The organism is Polaromonas sp. JS666, assembly GCF_900103405.1.
Taxonomy (GTDB): Bacteria; Pseudomonadota; Gammaproteobacteria; order Burkholderiales; family Burkholderiaceae_C; genus Polaromonas.
The window spans coordinates 345,915-369,446 of the sequence record NZ_FNHX01000005.1 but is presented as its reverse complement, the minus strand read 5'-3'; the positions used below and the strand labels follow the sequence as shown (position 1 = coordinate 369,446).

Genomic DNA, 23,532 nt, shown 5'->3' with positions numbered 1-23,532 from the left:
CATGCACAGGCACCAAAAAATGCAGGACCCGCAGATGCAACGCAACGCGCACGCCGAGCTCGCCCCCGTGAGCCCGACGAAAGGCTCGGCAGGCCCGGGCGGCAGGCCCGCCATGCCGGCGCTGGACGACCCGGCCAATCCCTTGCGGCTGGCGCTGCTGGCCGTGCTGCTGGCCTTTGTCTACGCCATCCTGTCCACGCCGGCCGCCTACACCTCGCGCCCCGACACGCTGGCGGCCATCATCTGGCCCGCGCCGGCGCTGGCCGCGGCCCTGCTGTGGAACCTGCCCTACCGGCGCTGGCCGGTGTTACTGCTCGCGGTATTCCTGTCCATGATGCTGGTCGGCGACGCCGACCCGCTGTCCGTGGGCGCCGACGCGGCCTTCGCACTGCTCAATGTGTTCGAGGTGGCGCTGTTTGCCTTCCTCGGGCGGCGCCTGGTTTGCCAAAAAGGCGACATCGACAGCACGCGCAAGCTCGCGCGCTTCATGTTCCTGCTGCCGCTGCTGGCCACCAGCGTGGTGGCAGCCCTGGGCGCCACCATAGGCGCGGTGACCAAACACACCGAGTGGCTGGAGGAATGGCGCGTCCTGCTGGTCGGCAACGGCCTGGCCGTGCTGGTGCTGCTGCCGGCCCTGCTGGCCTGGTGCTCGCGCCAGGCCAGCGCCGACGCTTCGCCCCGCGACAAGCCGGTGGCCGTCGCGGCCGCCGTGCTGGCCGCCGCCCTGATGGCCACCGCGGCCCTGCTGCCGGGCTTTCCGCAGGAAGTGCTGCGCGCCCTGCTGTCGCTGGTGCTGGTCTGGGCGGCCATCGCCGGCGGCCTGCGCTCGGCCTCGCTGGGCGTGCTGGCGGCGGCCACCGTGGGCATAGGCCTGGCCGTGGCGGGCTATGGTCCCTACAGCCCGGCCCACGGCGGCGAGGAAGGCACCTGGGAGCTGCAGGTGGACCTGGCCGGCATGGCGGTGCTGTCCTTCTTCGTGGGTATCGCGGTCAACGAGCGGCAAAAACTCAACCTGCGCCTGGAGCGCGCCCGGCGCTTTGAAACCATGGGCTTTCTGACGGGCGGCATCGCGCACGATTTCAACAACATCCTGGGCGCGGTCGGCGGTTATGCCGAGCTCGCGGTGGAGCGCGAACAAGCCGGCCTGCCGGTGCGCGTCCCGCTGGGCGAGGTGGCGGCGGCCGTGGCGCGCGGCAAGGACTTGACGGAGCAGATCCTGCTGGCCGGGCGGCGCGGCGCGCGCACGCGCCAGGCCAGCGACCTGCGCGACCTGGTCTCCGAAGCGGTGGCGCTGGCCACGCCCTTGCTGCCGCCCGGCGTGCGGCTGACGGTCCGCGTGCCGCTGGCGCCCGTGCCGGTACGGGTGCACCGCGGCCAGCTGACCCGCGCCATCCTGAACCTGCTGCGCAACGCCTCGCAGGCCGCGGCGAGCCGGGTCGAGCTGCGCCTGACGGCATCGGCAGGCCAGCTGCCGGCCGGCTATGCGCGCGAGGCCGACACCGGCGTCGGCGACACGCTGGAGCGGGACTGCGCCTGGCTGGACGTGCTGGACGACGGCAGCGGCGTCGCGCCGGCGCATGTGCACCAGCTGTTTGACCCGTTTTTTTCGTCACGCTCCTCACAGGGCGGCAAGGGCCATGGCAAAGGCCACGGCACCGGGCTGGGCCTGGCCATCGTCGCGGGCGTGGCCGCCGACCACGCCGGCGGCGTGGCGGTCTGGACCGGCCGCGGCGAACGCACGCGCTTTTGCCTGATGCTGCCGCTGCTGGCCGGACAGGAAGTCTTGCAACTGCCCCTGGTCGCCCCGCCACCGCCGCTGGGCCAGGGCGAGACGGTGCTGGTGGTCGCGCAGGATGCCCAGGCGCGCGAGCGCACCGAAGACGCGCTGGCCGCGCTGGGCTTTGAGCCGGCCGGCTACGACCCGGCCGCCCTCGCCGGCGGGCTCCACGGCCTGCAAGGCCTGGATGAACATGCCGAGCTGCTGGTATGGCTGGATTCGCCAGCCCCAAGTGACAGCCTGCTGGCCGCGCTGCGCCAGTCCAGCGGCCTGCCGCTGCTGCGCTGCGGCAGCACGCAGGACACGGGCGGCGAAGCCCTCATCACGCAGGAAGCCGGCGTGGTTACCATAAGCGGGTCCTTTGACGGCGCGGCCCTGCGCCAGGCCGTCAAAATGGCGACCGGACGCTCCGATGCCCCGCCCGCCCGGCGTGGCGGCGATGTTGACGAAGAAGAAGGCAAAGAAGGCAAAGAAGGCAAGTTCCAGCCATGACGCAGCCCAAACAACCCCTGGCCATCCTGGTCGTCGACGATGACGACGCCCTGCGCAAGCTCCTGATTGATTACCTGACCGGCCACGGCCTTTCGGTGACCGGCGTGGGCACGGCGACGGAAGCCGTGCAGGCCGTCGCCCGGCAGGACTACAGCCTGGTGCTGCTGGACCTGAACCTGCCCGACGGCGACGGCATAGACCTGGCGCGCAGATGGCGCGCCGAGGCCAACATCGCCATCATCTGCCTGACGGGCAGGCTTGAAGAGGCCGACCGCGTCATGGGCCTGGAGCTGGGCGCCGACGACTACATCACCAAGCCGTTTTCGCTGCGCGAAGTGCTGGCCCGCATACGCGCGGTGACGCGGCGCGCCGGCGGCGCGGCCGCGGCGGGCGAGCCGGCCGGCGAGCGACCCAGCCACAGCGGCGTGCAGGTGCCCGTCACGCGCGGCAAGCACCCGCGCGCCTACCGCTTCGCGGCCTGGGGCCTGAACCTCAACACGCGGCGCCTGACCTCGCCCGAGGGCAAGCCGGTGTCGCTGACCAATGCCGAATTCAACCTGCTGGCGGTCTTCCTCGGCACACCCGGGCGCATCATCTCGCGCGAGCAGCTGCTGGAGCGCACGCGCGCCTTCGACGACATCTACGACCGCGCCATCGACGTGCAGATACTGCGGCTGCGCCGCAAGCTCGAGGCCGACGCGAAAAACCCCAAGCTGCTGTGCACCGAGCGCGGCGTGGGCTACTTCCTCAATGCCGAGGTGGAAGCGCTGTGGGAGTGAGCCTGCCGATTCTTTCTCCTTTTCCCCTCCATGGCATCTTTTGCGACCTCTTGTGAACTTTTATGAGCACTGACCTGATCACCGAACTCGGCACACAGCCCATCGCCGGGCCGCAGCCCGCCGGCAACGAAGTGCGCGAAGAACCCGCCTTCGAGCTGCTGGAGGCCGAAATCGCCAAGCTGGCCAGCCCGGTGCACAGCGTGACCATGGACTGGAACAAGGTCAACCAGTGGTCCGTCGAGCTGTTGTCGACCAAAGGCAAGGACCTGCTGGTGGCCTGCTACCTGGCCGGCGGCCTGCTGGAGACGCGCGGCCTCTACGGCCTGGCCGACGGCCTCAAGGTGCTGGCCGACATGCTGCAAAGCTATTGGGACACGCTGCACCCGGGGCTCAAGCGCATGCGCGGCCGGCGCAACGCGCTGCAGTGGCTGATAGACCGCGTGCAGCAGCGCGCCACCGAAACCGACTGGGGCGCGCTGCCGCCGCAGGAGGCCTCACTCGTGGCGCGCCTGACGGCCAGCCTGCAGGCCATGGACGCGCTGCTGGCCGACAAGGACAGCGAGGCACCCTCCATGCGCGCGCTGCTGACCCTGGTCGGCAGCCTGACCGTGATCGAGGAAAAACCTCCCGAAGAACCGGCCCCCGTGGAGGCCGCCGCCGCGCCCTCGCCTACGCCCGCCGCGGCCGCCGGCCCACCACCGGCCACGCTGCTGCTGGACTCGGCCGACAACGTCGAGCGCGCGCTCGAGGAGGCCTGTTCGCGCCTGGGCAGCCTGGCCGAATGGTTTCTCGCCAAGGACAGCAGCAACCCCTTGTCTTACCGGCTGAACCGCACGGCGGCCTGGTCCACGCTGGAGGCCCTGCCGCCGGCCGACGGCGGCCAGACCCGCATCGCGCCGCCGATTTCGCAGGTCAGCGACGCGCTGGCCCGGCTCAAAGACAGCCAGTCGGACGCCGAACTCGTGGCCTTTGCCGAAGCGCAGCTGGCGGCCTTCCCCTTCTGGCTGGACCTCAACGGCGTTTGCGCCGCGGCGCTGGGGCGCATGGGCAGCGGCTACGCGGCCGCGCGCCAGGAAGTCTGCAACGAGACGGCACGCCTGCTCGCGCGGCTGCCGGGCCTGGAGAAACTCTCGTTTTCCAGCGGCATGCCTTTTGCCGCGAGCGACACGCTGGACTGGCTGGCCACGCTGCTGCCCGGCGTGGCGGCCGGCGGCGGACCCGCGGCCGGCGGCCGCGCAAGCGACGCGGTCACGGCCGCCATCGGCAATGCGCGCGCATTGGCGGCCAACGACGACCTCGCGAGCGCAGCGGCCTGCCTGCAGGAGCAGCTCGCGCTGCAGCCCCCGGCGCGCGACCAACTGCTGCTGCAAATCCGTTTGTGCGAGCTGCTGCTGCAACACCGCCCGGGCGCGGCCCTCAAGGCCTTCGCCCAAGCCGTGGTGGAAACCATAGACCGCCACCAGCTAGGCGCCTGGGACCCGGCCATGGCACTGGACGGCCTGCAGGTCGCCTACGGCGTGATGACGCGCAACGAGGAAGACCGCGACGCGGCCGATGCGCTGCTGGCGCGCATCGTTGCCTTGGATGCCGCTACCGCGGTCAAGCTGGTGACCTGAACGGCTCTTTCTTTTAGCGGGCTGGCGTGGCCGCCGGCGGTGTGGTCACCGTTGTGCCCTGCAACTGCGCCGCGGCCAGTTCCTTGAACATCGCCTGCGTGTCCTGCGGCTTGTGCGGCGTCATGCGCGTATCCCAGCACACGCCGATCTGCTTGGGCAGCGAGACCTCGATGGCCGGCACGGCGGTGGCGTTGGAGAGTTTGGCCTGGATGCCGCGCTCCTCGCGCGCGAACTGCGCGTCCTGCAGGCGCTGCTTCTCGGCCGTCTTGTCTTTTTCCTGACGCTCGAGCTGCTCGAGCTGCTGCGCTGCCTTGAGGATGGCGTCCTGGCCCTCGAAGTTGTAGCGCAGGCCGACCTGGCGCACGCCCAGCGCGTCCAGCCGCGCGCGCGCCGCCGGGAACTCGTCGACGTTGAACTGGCGCGCGCCGTCGCGGAAGTCCTGCAGGAAGCGCACGACGCCGCTGCTGCCGGGGTACTTCTTGGTGAGCACCACGTCCTCGATCTTGATCTGCAGCGTGACGTCGCCGCACTGGCGGTCGCCCAGCGGGAAGCTGTCGCTGACCGGGAAGTTGTAGTTGTTGAGCACGCGCGCGCCGGAAGCGCACTGGATGGCCAGCACCGTCACAAAGGGCTTGGCCTTGGCGCCGGGGTTGACGCTGGTGGGCTGCGCGGTGATGGTGAGCTGCTGGGCCTGGGCCTTGATGGCGTCGACCTTCTGCTTGATGTCGGCCAGTGCGCGGTCTATCTGGGCCAGGGCCTGCTGGGCCTGCAGCTGTTCTTTTTGCCCCGCGAGCTTGTCGGTCTGCTCCTGCTGTTCGGCGCGCTGCTGCGTCACCAGCTGCTCCACGCGCTTGCCCGCCGCGTCGTTAAGCATGGGCAGGAACTGGCGCGTGAAGGGCACGCTGTAGCCCAGGGTCTGCACGATAGCGAAGCGGTTGGCATCGCGCTGCAGGAAGGGCTTGGCCGGCCCGTCGGCGAAGGCCCAGACGGTGCCCTTGGCGCCGTAGAGCTGGTCCACCATGGCCGTCATGTTGGGCGCGGTCTGCAGCGGCCAGTCGACCTTGGAGGCCCACTCGCTCTGCAGGCTGCAGGAGGCCTGCTCTTCGGTGTAGGCCAGCACGAAACGCAGCGGCCCGCCCATGAGCTGCCAGACGATTTCGTCGCTGGGGCTGTTGTAGCCCACCTGCCTGCGCAATTGGACCAGGCTATCGGCCGTGGACTGCAGGGCCGAGGCCTTGACGGCCGGGTCGGTGGAAAAGCCGTGAAAATCCACCGCCGCCTGGTAGGCCTTGGCCGGCCCCACCACCACGTCGGTGGCCACGGCGTTGAGGTCCTTGAAGAACTTCTGCAGCGTGGCGGCCGCGTCCAGGTTGTTCTTGATGGTGTCCTGGCCCAGCTTGGGCGCGCCGCCCAGGACTTCCTTCATGGCCTTGCCGCCCACGTTGTTGATGGCTCCCACCACGTTGAGGGCCTCGCCCGCGGCGCCGGAGCGCGCGGCCTGCCGGCGCAGCTCGGCCAGCTCGCGCGACAGCCGCAGCCAACTCGGCAGTTGGGCGGCGGGCTGGTCGCCGAACTCTTCATTGAGCCTGTCCATCACGCGGAAGTAAGGGCTGCGCGCGCTGGTGATCAGGCCCATGGCGGCGCGCCACTCGGCCTCACCCGACAGGGTGCGCTCGGTGCCCGAAAAACCGGTGGCGAATTTCTGCCAAGCCTGGATGCGGTTTTCCTTGTACCAGGCCTCGAAGGCGCCGCGCTGCGCGAGGAACTTGGGGCCGTTATCTATGCTTTTTTCCATCTCCGCGAGGAAGCTGTCGATTTCCTTCTTGCCCGGGTTGGTGAAGGCCGCGGACACCACGGGCAGCGCCTGCCCGGCCGCGGGCGCGCGGGCCTGGCTGGTGCCGACCCAGAAATCCTGCACCGTGACGGGCTTGTGCAGCGGGTTGGTGTCGGGCAAGTCGGCCAGCCAGCTGAGGTTGGGGTCGTGAAAGGCCAGGCGGTTGAGCAGTTGCTGCTCAAAACGCAGGCGCACCGGCACATAGGGATCGGTGGGCGCCGACCAGGCGATGTTGGAGATGTAGAGGTCGTTCAGGCGCGTGTAAAGCTCGGGGGTGTAGCGCGAGATGTGCTGGCGCTGCGGCATGGCGAGCAGCGCCTGGCGGTCGGCGCCGCGTTCGTGCGCCTGCAGCAGGTTGATATAGCGCACCAGGTTGCGCATCATGCGCGCGAACTCGTGGTTCGGGTCGTCCTTCAGGATGCGTTCCGAGTCTTCCTGGTAGTTGGCGTCGGTCGTCGGCAGGATGTAGCGGCGGAAATTGCCGGTGTAGCTGCTTTTGAGGCGCTCCTCGAGGTCGTCCATGTTGGTGGTTTCCACCATCCACTGGCTTTTCCAGCTGTCGTTGCGCCGCTCGACCAGGGAAATGGTGTCGCTCAGGCGTTCCAGCGTGGTCGCGTCCTCGTCGAGGTTGCCGGTGAAACGTATGCTCAGGCGGTCTTTTTCCTGCAGCAGCGACAGCGTCTGCATGTTGTCCAGGAAACCGATGGTGATGAAGATGGCCGCCGCGACGCTGAGCAGCACCCAGGCCAGCATGCCGAGGTTCTGCGTGGCGGTGCGCCAGGGGTTGCGCAGCGAGGCCGGCAGCGAAATGCTGCGGTCCTGCGGCAGCACCCGCCCGAAAAAATCATGCAGAAACAGCCCGGCGTTGGCGCTGGGGTGGGCCGGCACCGGCGGCAGCACCTGGCCCAGCAGGCTGGAGACGGCGCCGCCCTGCTGCAGGCCGCTGCTGAAGAACAGGCCGCGCAGGAAAGGTGTCTCAAGATACGCGCTGTCGCCGAAGCAGGCGCGCAAGAAGACTTCCAGGCCGGGCTTGAGCTGGGCCAGCTCGTTGGGAAACATCAACAGCTCGGGCGCGACCGGGGTGCCGCGCGCCACCAGCACGGTGCGCAGCACCTGCAGTCGCTCATGGATGTTGCCGAAAGCCTTGTCGAGGAAGGAGTTCTCGCCGGGCTCGCCGGCGTCCGGCTCGGCCAGGTAGCCCATGGCCTGCTCCAGCGATTTTTCGCTGAGCTGGCGGGCCCACTCTTCCATGCCGTAAATGCGGTCGCACTGCGTGACCATCACGTAGACCGGGAAACGCTTGCCGAACAGGCGTATCAGTTGCTCAATGCGCTCGCGCACCACGCGGCCTTCTTCCAGCAGCGCGTCCTTGTCGGGATGGGACAGGCGCTCGGTGCTGATGGCCAGCACCAGGCCGTTGAGCCCTTCCTTGCCGCGGTACTTGGCCAGCAGGTCCAGGCCCAGTTCCCATTCGCTGCGGTCCTGCTCGAGGTCGGCCGCCTCCACGTAGCGCCCGGCGCAGTCGATGACCACGGCGCGGTCGAAATACCACCAGTCGTAGTTCGAGGTCTGCTCGATGCGGGCACTCTGGCTGACCTTCTGGATCGACGAGGACAGGCGCGTGCGCGTCAGCGCCGTGGTCTTGCCGGTGCCGGAGCGGCCCACCACCATGTACCAGGGCAGCACGTAGAGCGGGTTGCCGAAGCGCTTGAGGCTGGAGGCGCGCAACGTGGCGGCGGCGGTCTTCCATTTGCGGATCAGCACCGCGCGCGGCGACGCCTGCTTGGCTACCTTGTCCTGGCCGGCCGAGGACAGCTGGGCCATGCGGCTGCGCGAGCGGTACACCTGCACCAGGCGGATGATGAAACGCACCAGCAGGTACAGCCCCAGCACCCCGAAGAACACCGCCACGGCCGCCCACAGCGGCCATTCCATATAGAGGGCCAGGCCCCAGCTCAGCAGCGCCAGCACCGCGAGTGCCAGCAACCAGAGGACGATGGTGCGCAGCGCCTTCATTTGATCTGCGCCATGATGGAGCTGGCCGTCTGCCAGATGATCAGGTGGTAGATGCCGTAGAGCACGGCCAGCACGGCCAGCGGCGCCAGCAGCACGCTGAGCGTGAGCGAGGAGACGCGCCAGCGCCAGCGGCCTTCGCCCGGCTGCCTGCCGCCTTTGCGCCCGGCGCTGGCATAGGCCTGCGGAAACAGCACCTTGCCCGAATCGCCGTACAGGCCGTCGCCTTGCACCAGCTGCGCCAGGCTGGCTTGCTTGATGTCTTCCAGGGTCTTGGGATTGCGGTCATGGCCGTAGCGCCCGGCAAAGCCCATGGCCAGGCAAAAGAAATAGACCTCGCGCACCGCCAGCTGCTGCGGGCCCAGGGCTTCGAGGCGGGTGAAAAACTCGACCCCGGCGCTGGACACGTTGAAATAGCGTTTTTGCAGCAGCAGGCGCTTCCATTCCTCGGCGCCCGGCCAGGCGGTCGCCAGCAGGAGCTCGTCGGCCCAGGCGGCCACGGCGAACATGCCGCTCATCGTATCGGCTTCGGCGATGCCGGCTTCCTGGGCCTTGCGGCGAGCGTCGGCCAGCAGGCTGTCGAGCTGCTCCTTGACCGACGCCGCGCTTGCCGAGGGCTGGCCCTGGAAGTGGCGCACATAGGCCATGAAGGGAATGAAACAGTCAACAAGGCGCACGCGTTATCTCCGCAACACAACAATTTCGGCCTTGAGGTCGGCCGGCGCATCCATCCAGTACAGCGCGACGGAGCCCTCGCGCTCCACCATCTCCCACTGCTGGCTCATCTGCTCGATGCGGAAGTAGTAAGAGTATGAGCGGCGCGGCAGGCCCTGCGGCGCGGCCGCCATGTGGATCAGCTCCAGCCCCGGCAGCGCGTGCGCGATCAGGCCCGGCATCTCGTCGGTGGCAGCCAGGCGCGCGTCGCGCTGCACCGCGTCCACCACCCACTCCATGTCTTTTTCGGTGCGTATCACCAGGTAGAAGCGGTTGCGCTGGCCGAAGAAATTGCGCGGCAGCTGGCCGACGTGGTAGTCGCCCTGGGGCTGCAGGATGGCCAGGAACTCCGGCCCCACGGTGATTTCGTTGAGCAGGTGGCTGACCATGGTGCGCACCCGGTCGAAACACTTGCCGAGGTCGGCGTGGTCGTAGGGCGGCAGGCCCGGCGTGCCGTCCTCGGCCTCGCCCAGCATGTTGAAGCGCTCCGAGAACGAGCTCAGCTCGCCGATCAGCTGGCGCATGGCGCCGTAAGCCAGCCAGGGATGGACCTGGCGCGTCTCGGTCAGGTGGAACAGGTAGGGGCTGGCCCGGTTCAGCGAGCGCAGGGCCAGCAGGAACACCATGTAGCTCGCGTCGAACTCGGCCTTTTGCATCTCGCGCGGGCTTTTGTATTCCTGCAGCTGGCGGGCGCGCCCGGTCAGCTCGTCGCGGATGTCCTTGACCAGGCGCAGCAGCACGTTGGAGCCGGAGATCGCGTAGCAAGGCGGGATAAAACTTTCGGACAGCTTGATCGCGTCGCCATCGCGCACCAGGCGCGCGATGGGGATCAGGCTGTAGTCCTGCAGCTTGTCGATCTCGCCCTCGAAAAACACCTTGACCACATGCAGCAGCGTGCGCACCTGGGCCGCCGGTCCGTCGGAATACAGGTCGGCGACCTCGGGCGGGTTGGCCAGCGTGGCGTAACGCGTGGCGACCCCGCCGGCCTGCGCCAAGTCGGCCGCGATGGTCACGTTGTTTTCGGTGGCGCTGAGTTTTTTCAGGCCCAGGTAGACCGTGAAGGGCTTGTCGCCCTCGACCCAGTCCACGTCGAAAGGCCTGGCCTTGATGACCGCATTGCCCGGGTACTCTATATAAGTGCGGTCCTGGAACAGCAGGCGCGCGGCCTGCACTTCCACCGTGCGGTTGCCGGCCGCCGCGGCGACCAGCTCGAGTTCGCCCACACCCCAGAAATGCGGCAGGCCCGACTCCTGCATAGGCTTGTGCTGGAACTGGTTGTGCAGGTCAGCCATCTGGAAATGCTGGGACTGCAGGAACATGCCCTGGTGCCAGTAAATGCCTTGTTTTTCTTCCATGTGCTGCCTGCTGTCCTTATTTGTCCAGTTTCTTCACCGCGCTGTTGACGTTCATCGCATCCTTGAGCGTGTCCGGCGTCAGCTTGATCTCCCGGCCCCCGCCGTCGAGCGGAACCGCTTCACTGGCTTTGGTCCCTGCCGGGTCCCGGTTCAGGCGCTCGGCATTGAGCAGCTCGTCCGGCCCGAAGTTCAGGCGCAGCGCCAGGGTCGCCGGCGCGGCCTTATAGGTTTTGCTGACCATCCCCTCGCTCTCGACCGTCAGCGGCACCTCGAACAGGCGCGCGCTGCGGGCCGCATCCATCTGGTAATAACCGGCCGCGATGCCCACGAACTTGGCCTTCTGCGCCCGGTCCAGTTGCAGGATGCTGCGCTGGCCCGGCACCACGACGTAGCGCGCGAAATGCACAAACCCCTCGCCGCCCTTGCCGGTTTCCAGCGATTTTCCCACCAGCGCCGCGTCCGCGATCAATTTATAGAAGGCCGCGGAGTCTTCCATCTGGTAAACACCGAGTACCAGCGTATGCGCCTCGCCACTGTATTCATTGAGCCGGTTGTCGGCCTCGACTTCCACCAGGATGGCGTTGCGCGCGAAACTCCAGGCGATTTCGGCCACGGCGTCCTTGCGCGTGTTGCCCCCCATCATGGAATTGGCCGCGGCGCAGCCGCCCAGTGCCACCAGCGCGGCCGCCGCCAGGCAGGCGCCGGCCACCCGCCATGCCCACACCCCATGAAACCTTTGTTCAACCAAGTTTTGCCTGCTCGTAATTAAAGGTAATTTTGGTGAATTCATTCGGGAATGAAGATAATAAGCCATGCAAATTGGAGCGGCAATTTACCCGGGGCTTATCTGCATCGCGCTGGCGCTGCCGGCCTTGCCCGCCCTGGGCCAGGAGACCGCACCCGCTCCCGTGGCCGATCTCGAGCCCCCGCCCCCGCCCGTGCTGGCGCCCGTGCTGTACGCCTATGCCACGCTCGCAAGCACCAGCAGCGTCGAGCAAAGTTGCTGGCAGGTGCTGATTCCCGAACGCCAGTACCTGGTACGCCAGGAAAACGCCAAGCCCTGGCTGCTGCGCAATGCCGTGCCCCTGATAGGCGCGGCCATGGGCGGCTTCACGGGCGGTTTCCTGCTCAAGCGCCACGCCACGGCCGCCGTCTACAAACGCTGGTCCGTGCCGGTCATCGTCGGCAGCGCCGGCGCCGGCTTTGTGCTGGGCCCGGGCGGCGTGACCGGCGCTGTCGTGGGCGGCGCCATCGGCGACAAGCTCGGCAAGCACAAACCCGCCATCACCGCCGCCGGCATGATCGGCGGCGCGCTGGCCGGCAAGGCGCTGTGGGACATGGTGTTTCCGCCGGCCGTGCCGCCCGAACCTCCCAGCGGGCCCGACGACGACATCCCGGTGGAGGTCTTTCTGCGCGACAAGCAGTGCGGCACGCGGCTGCAGACCGCGCACAGCCAGTCGGTCTACCGCGTGGGCTACCGCTTCAACGATGAGGAACGCGTCGCCGAACTGCCCTACGACCCGGGCGAAGCCCTGCTGGTAAGCGCCAGCGGCGAGATCACCGGCCCGGCACGCAAGCGGCTCGACTGAACGCGGCTTTACGCCCGAAGCACACTGGGTCACACCAGCCTCAGGAGGGTGGCTTCCGCATCCGTTTCCTCGGCATAGGGCATAAAAAGAATCGAGTCGGGGCAACCCTTGACCTTGACGAAGTAGGAGGTGTTGCCATCGACCTGGTTGCGCACCGCCCATGCGGTGTATTCATTCCCGGCGACTTCCAGCTTCATGCCCTCTTGCGCGAACTCCAGCGTGGTTTTTTCCGGCAGCATGGCTTTGGGGCCCACGGCCTGGAATTGGATCTCGGCGCCGCCGCCGGTCACGCCAAACACCACGCCGGACCAGGCACCGGCCACCGGGCCGATCTCGAACCACTGGCCCAGGCGCTCGTTGCCCAGCACGTCGAGCCGGAATTCGGCCGGCGTCGCCTTGGGCGGCACGTTGGCCTTGGCCACGATCTTGGCGGGCCAGCTTGCGCCCGACTCGAGCAGCAGTTCGGCCTGCGCCATCAGCGGCGGCAGCGCGGCCTGCTCCGGCGGGGGCGAATTCCAGAGCGTGAGCATGGGAAAGCCGCCGCGCGCGCTGCGCAGCGCCGAGGCCATCAGCGACAGGCCGTAGCGCACCGAAGATTTTTTGATCTCGTCCGCGTCGACCAGCACCAGCCAGACGTCGGCCTTGGCCTCGAGCAAGGCCTCCAGCGCGACGCGCCAGGCCATCTTGTCGGGCTGGTCGACCCAGAAATGGCCCTTGCACTGCAGGCCGTAGCGTTTGAGCACCGCGGTCACGGCGGCCACGCGGGGCTGGTCTTCCTTGAGGGCGGTGATCCAGACGGTTTTCATTGCTTTTTCCTTTGCATGGGGACGCTCAGCCCATGATCATGACAATCGCCTGGCTGGGTGCCAGCACCGAGCCGACCCCGTTGCCGTCGTTGTGTTTCGTCGGGTCGCCCAGCTTCACCGCTGGGTTGCCCTCCAGCTTGACCTTCAGGCTGCCCATGATGAACTCGGCCGGCCCCATCATCTTTCCCGACACCACACCGCCGGCCACGCCCGCCTGGTCGCCGTTGCTCATGGGGATCTTTGACGCCTTGGTCAGCGCCGGCATGCCGCCTATCAAGACCTTCATGGTGCAGGGATTGCCCATCATGGGCATGGCGATGTTCGGGTAGGGAATGGGAACCGGCGGCGCGGGCGGCGCGGGCGTCTTGCAGACGTCGGGCATGGCCATGCACTGGCCGTTCTGTTTGGTGACTGCGAACATGCTTGTTGTCCTTTTCTGGGGGCTCAACCGAGGTCGATTTTTTCGGCGTCTATCTTGACCTGGCCTTCGGCGACCACGCTGGCATGGCGCGACTTCAGGTGAAAGCGCTCGGCCACCTGCAGGCGCATGCGGCCGGCGCGGGACTCGTCGAGGTTTTCCGTCCAGCGGAAACTGTTGGTCGCCTTCTGCACCAGGCGGCCCACGGTGGAAGTGACGGCCTGCGCGACCGTGCGCACGCTGCCCAGGCTGGCGCTGAACTCGCCGACCGTAGACGCCAGTCGGTTGAACTTCAATTCCCCTTGCGCCGCCGTCATGTCAAGCTGCGGCGCCTTCATGGAGACGCTGCGCGAGCCTTCCAGGCCGATGTCGCTGGCGACAAAGGCCAAGGCGCCCGCATCGGCGCGTATGCGCGCGCCACCCGGCAGCGCCAGCACGCCGTGCTGCGCATCGGCACGCGAGAGCACGGCCAGGATGTAGGGCACGCAGGTCAGCCCCACGGCAACGCCCTGGCAGACCAGCACGGTGTCGCCGCATTCGGGCTCGACCAGGCAGCTCTCGGCGCGCAGCGCGCGGTCGGCACCGGCGGCGGCGGGGGCCGTGTCCAGGAAAAACCACTTGTCGGCCCGGCCGGTCACGACGGCGGACACCAGGCCAGGCCCGGCTTGCGGCAAGGGGGAAACGGAAGGCATGGAAGCATTCGACATGGCGTTCTCTTTCTCAAAAAAGTTCAGGCGGCTTGCCAGCGCTCGGCGCGCAAAAGTTTCTCATCGGTCTCACGTGCGCCGCTACGGTTGGCGCCGTCCCAGCGCGTGCCCTTGTCGAGCATGGCGTGCAGGTTGGCGTGGCTCATGTCCGCGCGGCTGAAGTCGGCGTTGGACAGGTCGGCATGCGACAGGTCGCAGTACACCAGGCCCGCGTTGGCAAAGCTGGCGTCGGCGGCCTTGATCCGCTGCATCACCGACATGTGCCAGCGCGAGCCGTCGCAACGCGCGCCGCTGAAATCGGCGTCGCTCGCATCGGCCATCTCAAAGACCGCGGCGCCCAGGTTGGCGCCCGCCAGGCTGGCCCCCATCAAGGCCGTGTATGTGCCCCGCACACCGCCCAGCTGGGCTTTTTGCAACTGGGCGCCGATGAAGCTGGTCCGGTCCAGCGCCAGTCCCGAGAAATCGGCGGCCTGGAGCTTGCAGCCGTTGAGGATGGCCATGGTCAGGTCGCATCCGGCCAGGCGCTGGCCCTCCAGGTTGCAATCCTTCAAATAGGCCTGCACCAGTTGTGTCCGTTCAAAACGCACGCTGCGCAGGTCGGCGGCCATCGCCACCCAGCGTGTGAGGTCGGCGCCCGTGAAGTCGGTGCCGTCGAGCGTGCAGCCGTCGCACGAGGCCTTGAAAAACTTCGCGCCGGCAAATTGCGCGGCGCTGAGGTTGGCGGCATCCAGCGATGCGTGGCTGAAATCGGCGCCCTTGGCCTTGGCACCGCTCATGTCGGTCTTCGCCCAGCTCGCTTGCGAGGCATTGGCCGCCTCCAGCCTGGCGCCCACCAGCGCCGTGTCCTGCATCTGGGTGGCCGACAAGTCGGCGCCCGCGAGGTTCGCGCCCGTGAGGTCGCAGCCTTGCCAGACGCTGCCGGCAAGCTTGCTTCCCGACAGGTCGGCGTTTGCCAGGCGCACCTTCTCCAGGTGGCAACCAGTGAAATCCACACCCGACAGATCGGCGCCCGACAGGTCGGCGCCGGCCAGGTGGCGGCCTTGGGCCAGTTGGGCCAGCGCGTCTTTTATATCCATGGTCTTTCCCCTGCTGCAGCCATTCAAACCACCGGCTTTCTGACCTGGAGAAGGGTCTGGTCGATGTTGGAGCCCTCCAGGCTGGCGATGGTCGGCGTGGTGTCATAAAAGTCCACGCCGTAGAGGTTGGCCTTGCGCAGCAGCGCGCGTTCGATCGTGGCCTTGCGCAGCGAACCCTTGTGCAGGTTCACACCGGTGAAGTCGGCGCCGCTCAGGTCGGCCTTGTCAAAGCGCGCGCCTTTGGCCGATGCGCGACCGAAGTTGGCACCCGCCGCCTTGACGCCGCTGAAGTCGGCGTTGTCGAGCACGGAGCCGCCCAGCGCCGCGCCGGCCAGCATGGCGCCGCCCCAGGCCGCGCGCTCAAGCCGGGCACCCGGCAGTTGCGCCCCGGCAAACTGGCTGCCGCCGTCGGCGCGCGAGGCGCGCAGGCTGGCGCCGGTGAAGTTCGCGCCGCTCGCGTCGGCCCGCTGAAAATCGGCGTTGTCGCCGTTCACACCGGCAAAACTCGCCTTGCCCACCTTGGCCCCGGCGAAAGCGGAACCCGTCAAGGTGGCTCGGGCAAAGTCCGCGCCGGCCAGGTCGCCGTCGGCAAAACTGGTGCGCAAAGCCGTGCAGCCCGCGGCTTTCAGGCCGGCCATTTTGGCGCCGTCGAAGACCGCGTCGCTGAGCTTGGCTCCCGCCACACTGGCCGCGGAAAAATCGGCCCCGGTGAAGTCGGCGTGCGCCATGTCGCTGCCGTCCAGGCGCGCCTGCTTGAACACCGCCTGGCCCGCGCCGGCACCAGCCAACTTCGCGCCCTGCAGGTCCGCCTCGCTGAAGTCGCCGCCTTGCAGCAGGGCCTGGCTGAAGTCGGCGGCGGCCAGCTTGCTGCCCGCGAAGCTGGTGCCTTCCAGCAAGGCGCCCGAAAAATCGGCGCCGGCAAGATCCAGCGCCGAAAGGTCCAGCCCCGAAAGGTCGTGCGAAGCAAACCCCTTGCCGGCCGCATGGTGCGCAACAACTTCCTCGCGCGTCAGTTTCTGCGCCACCGGCGGTTTCACCGCGGGCAAAGCGGGCAGCGGTAGCGCCGGAAGTTTGACCGCCGGCGCCGCCATGGCCGGAGCGGCCATGGCAGCGCCGAGGGCCGCAAAGGCCTGGTCGACATCCGGGCCCGGTTTGCGGAAATCCGCAGCCAGCCCGGCCAGTTCCGGCCGCGCGTCGAACTCCTTCTGGATGTCCTGCTCGGTGATGCCGTGCTCGCGCATGGACGCTCGCGTGTCGGCCTCGATCTGCTTGACCATGTCTTTCAACTCGCCCGCGCTCGGCGCCGGCTCCGGCGGAGGCTGGCGAACCGCGGCGGCCACCTCCGCCTCGCTGATGTTGTGCTGCTTCATGAGCGCGCGGGTGTCGGCCTCCAGGTCCTGCGACATCTTTTCCAGTTCGGCCAATGTAGGCGCGGGCCCCTCAACCGGCGGCTTCAGGTAAGGCGCGATATCGGCATCCGTGATGCCGTGCTGGCGCATGAGTTCGCGCGTCTGGGTCTCCAGCGCAGCCGCCTGCGCCTGCACCGCGGCGAGCTCCGGCGGCATGGCCACGGCCACTGCCGGCACCGTCAGCGCGGCGGCGGCGGCCGGCACGGCGGCGGCAGCCGCGGCAGGGACTGCCGGGGCGGGGGCCGGCGGGACCTCGGCGGCGGCAACCGCCGGTTGCGGCAGCTTGGCCTGGAACACGCGGTAGTAATGATCCAGCGGCAGCGGCGCGCTGCGCATGTCTTCCCAATCGGCCAGCAGGTGCAGCACATCGTCGGCGTCCTCGTCGGCCACCGTCGCCAGCGCGCGGAACAGCACGATGCCGCAGCCCTGCCCCGGAAACAGCCAGACGGTTTCCGCGCGCGCCGTCAGCTCCACAAACTCTTCGCCGCCGGCCACGCGCCGGTTGATGAAGCAACGCGCGCGAAGCTGCGGCAGGGCCGAGCTGAGCACGGCGCGTTGCGGGTGCATGTTGTGGACCACGATTTTTTCGTCGCCGCGAAAGAACCCGCCCAGGCGCTGGTCTGGCGGCGCCACGTTGAAATAAGCGGGCTGGGTATCGTCGGGCAAATGCGGCCAGCTTGTTTTGAGCCAGGCGTCGTTGAAAGTACCGAGGTGCCGCTTGCGCAGCGGCGAGTCGGGCGGCAGCGACCAGAAACCGGCGGCGGGCGCTTCATCGCCGGGCCGCAGCACCAGCTTGGCCATGTGCTCCACATTCGGCAAGGGCAAGCCCTCGCTGCCGTCGGCGTTCTTCAGCTTCACCAGGCCCTTGCCGGCCGGGTTGTCAGCAGAGTCCGGTCCGCCAAAAGCCGTTTGCGGGCTGATCGCCATCTGCATGAACGGTTTCGGCGCGCTGGCGATGCCCAGCGCGTTGAAATGCCGGTCGCCGCTGACGCGCAGCGTTTTGGACAGGCTGCCGACCTGCACACTGACAGCCACCTCGGGCACGGCCGCGCCCGAAGGCGCGTGCGCGGCGCCGAACACCAGGAACTCGCCGGCCGGCTTGGGCAAGCCTTCGTCCATGATGGCGTCGCTGCCTATCGCCTCGGCCGCCACTTGCCACATCTGGGCCTCAGGCAGCAGCGCCGCGCCCGGTGTTTCGTCGAGCGCGAAGAAGGCCATCATGCCCACCGAAAGCTGGTTCTGGCGCGCAAAGCGAATGCCGCGATGCAGCAGGCCCAGCGAGTCTGGTTTGAATACTTTCATGGCTATGCGCTCAACCCAGCTGAATCAGGTTGCCATCCAGCATGACATTGACGCTGTAAAACCGGATGCCTGCGTCACCGGGCCCGTTAATGGCGACCCTGAGCGGAGTGACCTCGATGGAAGAGGCGGCACATTCCAGTTTGACCTCCGCGGGTTTGACTTCCACCTTGCCGGCGCCGCCGGTCAAAGTCGCGCCGGCGGCGATGTCAAGCTTGAGCTCCGAAATGCCGGAAGTGGCGGTCAAGCCAGCGGCTGCAAGTTTCACGCTGCCGCCGACGGGCTGCGTCAGGTTGATATCGCCGGCCGGGTTCAAGGTGGCAAGCGTCGCGGCCTGGGTCTCAAGTTGCAAGGAGCTCGGCAGCAAGGCGATGTTGTTCGTCAACTTGACGCGCGTCTGCGTGAGTTCTATGGTGGAACCCAGGGTGTCCGCGGGCGGCGCCACAAACGGAACGGGCGGCACGCCGGGTAATGCCGGCGGGGGCAAAGGCATGGGCAAGCCGGCATGCAGGGTGACGTTACCCGGCGCAAGCTTGATTCGGCCCTGGCTGACCGGTGGCAGGTTCGTCGAGTAAATCTCTGCGCCCGAAGCATCGAGCTTGATATTGCTCGCGAAGGCCAGGGACGGTTTGGTCAATTCACCGAGGGTGCTCGCCAGTCCCGCGAGCACGCGGTTGATGGCAAGGGCCGTCCCGGGCCCGGACACAATGCCCAGCGCGCGCGCGGACCAATTGCCCCAGCTGTTGTCCTTGAATTTCGCTTTTCCCTTGTCGTCCAGATCGGCGCCCTGATTGATCAGCGCACCGGCTGCAACGCCCGCCGCGACGTTCAGGCCGGTCGCCAGCAGCACGGCCTTCTTGACGGTTGCCTTGGCGGCATCGACGGCGGCAGCAAGCGGGGCGGCCTGGCCACCGGAAATCATGACCTCCTTGTTGCCGCTCAGCTTGCCCGAGTCCTTCATGGAAATGGCCTCCGAATCGTCCAGCGTGATGCTGCGCCCGAGCTTCCACGCCATATCGTTGCCGTAACTCAGCGTCGCGCTGACGCCCAATGCCACCTTGTTGGCGACGGAGGCAGTCACCGAATTGTCGATCGAAAGGCCGAGGGTGTTGTTGTAGCCGACCTTGATCGCATTGGTGGTACCAAACGTGATGCTCTCGGAACTGCCGCCCGTGGAGGCCCAGATGCCGGGGTAGGTCGCCTTGGGTGCGTCCGGTGCAGCTGGGCCGGTTGCGCCCGTTGCGCCGGTTGCCCCGGTGTCGCCCTTGTCGCCTTTGTCGCCTTTGCTGCCGGCAGCACCGTCCTTGCCGTCTTTGCCGTCCTTCCCGTCTTTGCCCACAGTGCTGCGGCGGCCTTCGGGATTGCCGATCACCAGCGCACTGTTCTGGTAGGGCGAGGTGATGTAGACCACCTCCTTGCCCTGGGTGTCGTCCATCAGGATCTGGTTGCCGCCGGCGGTCGTGACCAGGCTCTGCGCAGGGTTCTTGTTGTTCACCATGCTCGGGTTTTCCGAGTTGGGCACCGCGTTGACGATCACCGGCTGGTCGGGGTCACCGTCCACAAACGAGAGCAGCACTTCCGCGCCCTTGTGCAGGGGGAAATGAATGCCGTGGCCGTGGCCCGCGTACGGGGTGGCCATGCGTATGCGCGCCGAGCCCTTGTTCGGGCCCTTGCCGGTGCGGCTGAAGGGCAACTGCACCTTGTACTGGCCGAGCTCGTCCATCTCGGCATATTGGCCGCTGCCCTCGGAGTCGACGATCGCGCTGATCGTGCCGGCCACATGCGGCCGGATCATGGAGCGCTTGGGGCGGAACTGCACATCGGCCGGGATGGCGCGGAACTTCGAGCTGTAGCGGGTCTCGCCCGCCGCGTCCTCGTACGCCGTCTTGATGCCGGCCAGCAGCACACCGGCCTGCGAGCCCTGGTGCTCGATCTCGGTGACCAGGTATTTGCCGTTGAAATCGCTGCGGTAGTGCCCGGCCATGCGGATGAAATAACCGCTGCGTATGCCGGTGGCGGTGGCGCTTGCGGTGAAGATTTTTCCCTCGCAGAGGATTTCCTGGGCCCGCAGCTTGGCATAACGCAGGCCTTCTTCCTGCGTGAGGAAGTTTTCGCCGTACAGCATCACGTCGCCCATGCCAGCGTCCGACACCGGCGCGGACTGCTTGAGCGGGACCGCCGCGTTCAGGTAGTTAAAGCCCTGCAAGACCACCTGCTTGGGCAGGGGTTTTTGCCGGCAGGCGAAATCCTGCACCGAATCCTTGGCTTCGCCGCTGGCGAGGTTCTCGACCGGCCGGTAAGTCACCGCGCGCACGTCCGCGGGCTGTTTGATCGAGGCATCGACCAGCAGCAGCTTTTCCTTGTCACCGCTGTGGTCGAAGCAGTAGTAGATGCCTTCCTTTTCCATCCAGCGCGTGATGAAGTCCAGGTTGGTCTCCTGGTACTGGCAAACGAAGTCGCGCTCGCGGTACTCTCCGGCAAGGCCCTTCTGGTAGTCGGCGGAAGACAGCCCGCTGTCCTTGAGCACCGTCTCGAGAATGTCCGGAATGCGCTGGCCGTCCAGGTGGACGTCGGAGGTGCGGAATTGCCCCAGGCGATGCAGGCGCGGCGCCAGCACGGCGCGGTAGAACACCAGGTCGCCCACCTGGTGCAGCTGGTCGAATTCGGCGATGACGCCGTGGTAGGGCGTGGCCATGTCCTGGTCGCGCGAAAAAATCGTGAAGGTCGCCGGGTTCGACAGCATCTTGTCGAATTCGATGCCGGCATCGTTGGACAGCAGCGTGAGCTCAAACGAGAAGTTCTGCGAGATCGCCTCGAAGCCCTTCATGTTGACGACCGCGAAGGTGTCGTCGGCAAATCCGCCGGACTTGAAGGCGAAGCGTTTGTTCGCCGCTGTCAGGTTTTTATCAAGCGAAGTCATAAATTCCCTCTTTTTTCTTTCTGCCTTGCGTCAGTCAGGCCGCGGCGGCAAGGGGCGCGTCGGAAAACACGACCGTGAAGCCGGCGTCGGCATCCAGGCCCAGCGCCACCTCGCCGGCCTGCACGCCGGTGCTCATGCGCGCCAGGATCTCCTGGGACATCAGCGGCATGATGGTGCTGCGCAGGATGAAGTCGACGTTGCGCGCGCCGGTTTCGACCTCGGTGCAGCGCGCGGCGATCTGCGCGACCACCGCGTCGCTGTAGGTAAAGCGCATCTTGTTGTTGTGCGCCAGGCGTTTGACGATCTTGTCCAGCTTGAGCCGCACGATGCCGGCCAGCGCGTCCTGCGCCAGCGTGAAGTAAGGAATCACCGTCATGCGCGCCAGCAGCGCCGGCTTGAAGTGCGCCGACAGGATGGGCCGTATGGCCGAGAGCAGCGTGGCGGCATCGGGCTTGTCCTCGCCGGCCGTCATTTCGGTGATGACATCGGTGGCCAGGTTGGAGGTCAGGAAGATCACCGTGTTGGAAAAATCGATGTCCTTGCCTTCGCCGTCGGAAAGCATGCCCTTGTCGAAGACCTGGTAGAACAGGTTGAGCACATCGAGGTGGGCTTTTTCGACCTCGTCGAGCAGCACCACCGAGTAGGGGCGCTGGCGCACCGCCTCGGTCAGCACGCCGCCCTCGCCGTAGCCCACATAGCCGGGGGGCGAACCTATCAGGCGGCTGACGTTGTGTTTCTCCTGGAACTCGCTCATGTTGACGATGACGGTGGATTTTTCGTCACCGAACAGGATGTCGGCCACCGACAGCGCGGTCTCGGTCTTGCCCACGCCCGAGGGGCCGGCCAGCAGGAACACGCCCAGCGGCTGCTGCGGGTCGCGCAGGCCGGACTTGGCGGTCTTGAGCACTTCGGCGATCTGGTGCATGGCGTGGTCCTGGCCGCGTATGCGGCCGCACAGCACGGACTCCATGCGCATCACGCTTTCGGCCTGGTCGCGCAGCATCTTGCCGACCGGGATGCCGGTCCAGTCCGACACCACCTTGGCGACCACGTCCGGGTCCACGTCGACGCGCACCAGCGGGTTGGCGCCCTGGGCCGCCTCGAAGGCCTTGCCGGCCTCGGCGACTTTTTGCGACAGCACCTCAAGTTCGGCCGGCGTGGCATTCGCGGCCTTGGCGGCCAGGCTGGCGGCGCGCGCGGCCAGCAGCGCGTCGGCCGCGCCCTTTTGTTTATCCCATTCGGCTTTCAGCGCCTCGGCCTCGGCGGCCAGCGTGGCGACCAGGCCGGCGATGGCGTCCAGTCGCTCGCTGTCGACCGGCTGGTGGTTGTCGCGGTCGCGCTCCAGGCCGCGTTGCTCGCGCGCCAGGGCCTGCATCTGGCGCTCCTTGTCTTCCAGCACATCGGGCTTGGCGCTTTGCAGCACCTTGACGCGGGCGCAGGCGGTGTCCAGCAGGTCGACGGCCTTGTCGGGCAGCTGCCGGCCGGTGATGTAGCGGCTGGAGAGTTCGGCCGCCGCGACGATGGCGTCGTCGCGCATCACCACGCGGTGCACGTCCTCGTATTTTTCCTTGAGGCCGCGCAGGATGATGACGGCCGTGGCGAGGTCCGGCTCGTCGAGCTTGACCGGCTGGAATCGGCGAGCCAGCGCCGGGTCTTTCTCGAAATACTTTTTGTACTCGGCCCAGGTGGTGGCCGCGATGGTGCGCAGCTCGCCGCGCGCCAGCGCCGGCTTGAGCAGGTTGGCCGCGTCGGAGGTGCCGGCCTGGCCGCCCGCGCCTATCAGGGTGTGGGCTTCGTCGATGAACAGGATGATGGGCTTGGCCGAGCCCTTGACCTCGGTGATCACGCCCTTGAGGCGGTTCTCGAACTCGCCCTTGACGCTGGCGCCGGCCTGCAGCAGGCCCATGTCCAGGCCCAGGATGGTCACGTCCTTGAGCGAATCGGGCACGTCGCCGTCGACGATGCGCAGCGCCAGGCCTTCGACCACCGCGGTCTTGCCGACGCCGGGGTCACCCACGCAGATGGGGTTGTTCTTGCGGCGCCGCGCCAGGATGTCCACCATCTGGCGGATTTCCTTGTCGCGGCCGAACACCGGGTCTATCTTGCCGTTGCGCGCCTTGTCAGTGAAGTTTTCGCAAAAGCGCGCGATCGCGCTGCCTTCGCCGCCGGCCGCCGCCTGGCCGCCGGGCGTGCCGCCTTCCGCGGCGCCCGGGGTTTCCTCAATCGAGGCGCCGCAGGTCGCGCCGAAGCCGCTCAGCAAGCTCTCGCGGTTGAGCGCGCGCAGGGGCTCGGCATAGTCGCCGGTGGCGTAGTAGCTGGCGCGCGCCAGGAAGGCCAGCAGCACGGCGCCGGAGCGTATGCGGGCCTCGCCGAGGTTGACCGAGGCGATCAGCCAGGCGTCCTGCATGAGTTCGAGCAGCAGCGGCGAGAAGGCCGGCTTGCCGGCGTTGCCGGTGCGCATGTCCTCCAGGGCACGGTCGATGCCGCGCTTGACCAGCGCCGCGTCCACGCCGTTCTGGCGCAGCAGCAGCGCGACGTCGGCCTGCACGTTGTCAAACAGCTTGACCAGCAGGTGTTCGACGGTGATTTCATAGTGGCTGCGCGAGACGCACAGGCCCACGCCGTCTTCCAGCGCCTGCTTGGTGAAGGCATTCAGGCGTCCGACCAGGGGTTTTAGTTCGACCAGCAGCATGATGTTTCTCTTTCTTGCGGTGTATGAAGAAGGGAT

15 protein-coding genes are annotated in these 23,532 nt (G+C 67.4%); 4 read left to right on the top strand and 11 right to left on the bottom strand.

Translation table 11 applies throughout. The annotated features are described in order from the left end of the window. Position 1 precedes the first annotated feature (1 nt). From BLQ85_RS15315 to tssA, 3 genes are all read left to right on the top strand, one after another. On the top strand, positions 2–2,269 hold the full coding sequence (locus BLQ85_RS15315) for an MASE1 domain-containing protein (RefSeq protein ID WP_074578086.1): 2,268 nt from the start codon (positions 2–4) through the stop codon (positions 2,267–2,269). Then, positions 2,266–3,048, top strand: coding sequence for a response regulator (locus BLQ85_RS15310; RefSeq protein WP_074578085.1), 783 nt, complete (start codon positions 2,266–2,268; stop codon positions 3,046–3,048). Before BLQ85_RS15315 ends, BLQ85_RS15310 begins: the two co-directional genes overlap by 4 nt. 62 nt (positions 3,049–3,110) lie before the next feature. Beyond that, entirely contained in the window at positions 3,111–4,664 is a 1,554-nt protein-coding gene (gene tssA, locus BLQ85_RS15305; RefSeq protein WP_074578084.1) for a type VI secretion system protein TssA, read from the top strand. Between the two features lie 13 nt (positions 4,665–4,677). On the opposite strand, the gene BLQ85_RS15300 is transcribed toward tssA, so the two are convergent. Genes BLQ85_RS15300 through tssJ form a run of 4 tightly spaced genes read right to left on the bottom strand, consistent with a single transcriptional unit; the run spans position 4,678 to position 11,328 of the window. Continuing rightward, complete coding sequence (locus BLQ85_RS15300; protein WP_074578083.1) at positions 4,678–8,514, bottom strand: type VI secretion protein IcmF/TssM N-terminal domain-containing protein; 3,837 nt, start codon at positions 8,512–8,514, stop codon at positions 4,678–4,680. Beyond that, positions 8,511–9,188 carry a DotU family type IV/VI secretion system protein gene (locus BLQ85_RS15295; RefSeq protein WP_074578082.1) on the bottom strand — a complete coding sequence of 226 codons (678 nt, stop codon included), beginning with the start codon at positions 9,186–9,188 and terminating at the stop codon, positions 8,511–8,513. Before BLQ85_RS15295 ends, BLQ85_RS15300 begins: the two co-directional genes overlap by 4 nt. A gap of 3 nt (positions 9,189–9,191) precedes the next feature. Beyond that, positions 9,192–10,580, bottom strand: coding sequence for a type VI secretion system baseplate subunit TssK (gene tssK, locus BLQ85_RS15290; RefSeq protein ID WP_074578081.1), 1,389 nt, complete (start codon positions 10,578–10,580; stop codon positions 9,192–9,194). Positions 10,581–10,596: 16 nt separating this feature from the next. Next, the gene (tssJ, locus tag BLQ85_RS15285; protein WP_175456128.1) at positions 10,597–11,328 is read right to left on the bottom strand and encodes a type VI secretion system lipoprotein TssJ; all 732 of its coding nucleotides are present in this window, start codon (positions 11,326–11,328) and stop codon (positions 10,597–10,599) included. 64 nt (positions 11,329–11,392) lie between these two features. Here tssJ and BLQ85_RS15280 point away from each other — a divergent pair, with 64 nt between their 5' ends. Then, a complete protein-coding gene (locus BLQ85_RS15280) occupies positions 11,393–12,169 on the top strand; it encodes a hypothetical protein (RefSeq protein WP_074578079.1) in 777 nt (258 codons plus the stop codon). A gap of 29 nt (positions 12,170–12,198) precedes the next feature. On the opposite strand, the gene BLQ85_RS15275 is transcribed toward BLQ85_RS15280, so the two are convergent. Genes BLQ85_RS15275 through tssH form a run of 7 tightly spaced genes read right to left on the bottom strand, consistent with a single transcriptional unit; the run spans position 12,199 to position 23,496 of the window. Next, positions 12,199–12,975, bottom strand: coding sequence for a hypothetical protein (locus BLQ85_RS15275; RefSeq protein ID WP_074578078.1), 777 nt, complete (start codon positions 12,973–12,975; stop codon positions 12,199–12,201). A gap of 25 nt (positions 12,976–13,000) precedes the next feature. Then, positions 13,001–13,396 carry a DUF4150 domain-containing protein gene (locus tag BLQ85_RS15270; RefSeq protein ID WP_074578077.1) on the bottom strand — a complete coding sequence of 132 codons (396 nt, stop codon included), beginning with the start codon at positions 13,394–13,396 and terminating at the stop codon, positions 13,001–13,003. Between the two features lie 23 nt (positions 13,397–13,419). After that, a complete protein-coding gene (locus BLQ85_RS15265; protein ID WP_074578076.1) occupies positions 13,420–14,100 on the bottom strand; it encodes a DUF3540 domain-containing protein in 681 nt (226 codons plus the stop codon). Positions 14,101–14,123: 23 nt separating this feature from the next. Beyond that, a complete protein-coding gene (locus BLQ85_RS15260) occupies positions 14,124–15,176 on the bottom strand; it encodes a pentapeptide repeat-containing protein (protein ID WP_074578075.1) in 1,053 nt (350 codons plus the stop codon). Positions 15,177–15,199: 23 nt separating this feature from the next. Then, positions 15,200–17,887 carry a DUF2169 family type VI secretion system accessory protein gene (locus BLQ85_RS15255; protein ID WP_074578074.1) on the bottom strand — a complete coding sequence of 896 codons (2,688 nt, stop codon included), beginning with the start codon at positions 17,885–17,887 and terminating at the stop codon, positions 15,200–15,202. 10 nt (positions 17,888–17,897) lie between these two features. Continuing rightward, complete coding sequence (locus tag BLQ85_RS24920) at positions 17,898–20,804, bottom strand: type VI secretion system Vgr family protein (protein WP_074578073.1); 2,907 nt, start codon at positions 20,802–20,804, stop codon at positions 17,898–17,900. A gap of 34 nt (positions 20,805–20,838) precedes the next feature. Next, entirely contained in the window at positions 20,839–23,496 is a 2,658-nt protein-coding gene (gene tssH / locus BLQ85_RS15245) for a type VI secretion system ATPase TssH (RefSeq protein WP_074578072.1), read from the bottom strand. Between the last annotated feature and the right edge of the window lie 36 nt (positions 23,497–23,532).